General features: G+C 73.4%; 2 protein-coding genes. One reads left to right on the top strand and one right to left on the bottom strand.

Annotation, left to right across the window (positions count from 1 at the left end):
- Positions 1-513: hypothetical protein (locus tag ABNT58_RS15775; protein WP_348754410.1), on the top strand; the 513-nt coding region annotated here is incomplete at its 5' end.
- A 6-nt stretch (positions 514-519) separates the two neighbouring features.
- Here ABNT58_RS15775 and ABNT58_RS15770 read toward each other — a convergent pair.
- On the bottom strand, positions 520-2715 hold a 2196-nt coding region (locus ABNT58_RS15770), incomplete at its 5' end, for a prolyl oligopeptidase family serine peptidase (protein WP_348754409.1).

The following is a 2715-nucleotide window of genomic DNA, read 5'->3' as shown; positions in this document are numbered from 1 at the left end:
TGCCCGCCGGTGGACGCGTCGGCCGCACCGGTGGTGGTGATGGACCAGGCGCTGTGGCCGGCCGACGTGCTGCGCAGTGCCGAAGCCGCCGCCCGGCAGCCGGCGGACCCGGCCCAGTGGCAGCGCGCGCAGTCCACCCGCCAGGGCGCGGAGCAGGCGCTGGCCGCGCTGCAGCGGCGCGACGTGAAGCTGCAGCGCAATGCCTTCTGCGACGCCGCGGGCACCGACGAAGCCCGCCAGGCCGAAGTGCGCGCCGCCGCCCGTGGCGATGCAGGCGCGGCCTACCGCATCGCGCGCCGCTACCGCGACGCCCAGGCCCAGCAGCCCGATGCGATGAACCGCTACGAAGCCTGGCTGCAGTACGCCGCCGCGCTGGGCCAGGAAACCGCCAGCTATGAGCTGGCGCTGCACTACCGCCGCACCGGCCAGCCGATCTACGCCGCGGTGTACGAGGCGCGTGCGGTGGAAGGCGGCTTCATCGTGCCAGTGGCGCTGGACAACGTGCGCAAGTAAGGCGCTTCAATCAGCGCCAGCGGCCGCCGCGCCGCCCAGCACCCGCTGCAGGAATTCGGCGATGCGCAGCTCCAGGTAAGGCCGCTGCGTGGCCGAGCGCACGCCGTGCCGCTCGCCGGGCAGCAGCAGCAGTTCATAAGGCACGCGCCGGCGCGCCAGGTCTTCCATCAGCGCGGTGCTGTGGCGCAGCAGCACGTTCTCGTCGTTCATGCCGTGGATCAGCAGCAGCGGGCCTTGCACCTGGCCTTCGCCGCGCGCCACGCTGCTGGCCGCATAGCCCTCGGCATTGGCCTGCGCGAAGGTGGGCAGCGGCTGCGGCGTGCCCATGTAGCGCTCGGTGTAGGGCGCGTCGTAGTCTTCCCAGTTCACCACCGGCGCACCGGCCACGCCGGCCTTGAACAGGTCGGGCCGCTGCTGCAGGCAGCGCAGCGTCATGTAGCCGCCGTAGCTCCAGCCGCAGGCGGCGATGCGCTGGCGGTCGGCGCGCGGCAGCCGGGGCAGCAGCTGTTCCAGCGCCGCGGCCTGGTCGTCCACCTCGGCATGGCCCAGGCGGCCGTACACCGGCTGCTCGAAGGCAATGCCGCGTCCGGCGGCGCCGCGGTTGTCGACCTTGATGACGTAAAAGCCCCGCTGCACCAGGAACTGCACCCGCAGGTCCACCGTCATCGCCCACGACTGGCGCACCGCCTGCAGGTGCGGGCCGCCATAGACCAGCAGCACCACCGGGCGCAGGCCGGGCAGTTCGGCATCGGGCTCGTACACCGCGGCATGCAGCGGCGTGTGGCCGTCGGCCGACAGCAGCTCGTGCAGCACCGGCGGGCGCAGGCCGGGCAGCCAGGCGGGCACGGGATCGGCCGGGAAGCGGTGCTCGGGCGTACCGGCCGGCGTGGCGGTGTTGCCTGCCGGTTCCAGCACCAGCGCAGGCGCCTGCGCCATCGACTCGAAGCTGTGCAGCCAGTGCCGGCCATCGGGCGCCAGCGTGGCGCCGTGCACGCCTTCGGCCTGCGTCAGCTGCCGGCAGGCCCAGCCGTTGGCGGGCGCGGCATGGAACACATGGTGCTGCCGCGCATCGGCCCCGGTGGCGCCGAAGTGCAGGCCGCCGCTGTCGCCGTCCAGCCCGATCAGGCCATCGATGTGGCCCACCGCATCGCCGCCGCCATCGCACACACCGCCGATGTCGCACTGCCAGCGGCCCTGTGCGTCGTACAGCCCGATGCGGCCGATGCCGGTGTTTTCATGGATCAGGAAGAAGCTGCCGTCGGCGCGGCGCAGCGGCGGCGCGATGGCGTTGATCCAGGGCGTCTGCGTCAGCGTCAGCAGATCGGTGGCGGTGCCGCTGGCGGTGTCCAGAAGCAGCAGCTGCAGCCGCGTCTGGTCGCGCGACAGGCGGGTGAGCAGCAGGCCGCCCGCGCCCCAGTCGGCCAGGCCGCGGAAGTAGGGCCAGGCCGCGTCCGCGGCCAGCAAGCTGCGGCGGGCGGCGGCCGGGCTGCCGACGTCCATCCACTCGATGCTGAACAGCGCCACCGCCTGCCCGGGGCGGGCGTAGCGGGTGGGCTCGATGCGGGTCTGGGCGCCATTGCCCACGTCGATGCACTGGACCTGCGACGTGTCGAAACGCGCCCAGGCCAGCTGCCGGCCCTGCTCCAGGTGCACGAAGGCGGGGCCGTTGAACACCTCCTCGCGCGTCATCGCATCGGGGATGCCGTTGAGCAGCGTGTCGCTGCCGTCCTCGGTCAGCCGCTGCGGCGCGCCGAAGCCGTCGGCCGTCAGCGGCACGCGCCACAGGTCGCCGCCGGCGCTGTAGGTGATGGCATGGCCACCGGCCAGCGCGGTGGCGACGGCGGCTTCGATGTACTGCGCATGGATGTGCAGCACCGGCGCGGCCTTGGGGTCATCGGGCACCAGCACCAGCCGCTGGCCCAGCGCGCACCACAGCCGCGTGGTGCCGGGCAGCCAGCGTGCATGGGTGATGCCGTCGAAGCGCTGCCGGGCGCGTTCGCGGGCCAGTTCTTCAGCCAGCGTCATGGGCTGCGGCGCCAGCGATTCGGGGGCCAGGCGCCGCGTGGTCTGGCCGCTGTCGCGGTCGAAGACGAAGAGGGCCAGCGTGTCGGGCCCGCCGTGGCGCTGCAGGTACGCGATGCGGCGGCCATCGCCGCTGAACATCGGGCTCTGGATGGCGGCGGCGGCCGGCGAGCTGACCGG

The sequence above is a fragment of the uncultured Aquincola sp. genome (assembly GCF_964001545.1).
In the GTDB taxonomy this organism is placed as follows: domain Bacteria; phylum Pseudomonadota; class Gammaproteobacteria; order Burkholderiales; family Burkholderiaceae_C; genus Aquincola.
This window is presented reverse-complemented; position numbering and strand designations above follow the sequence as displayed.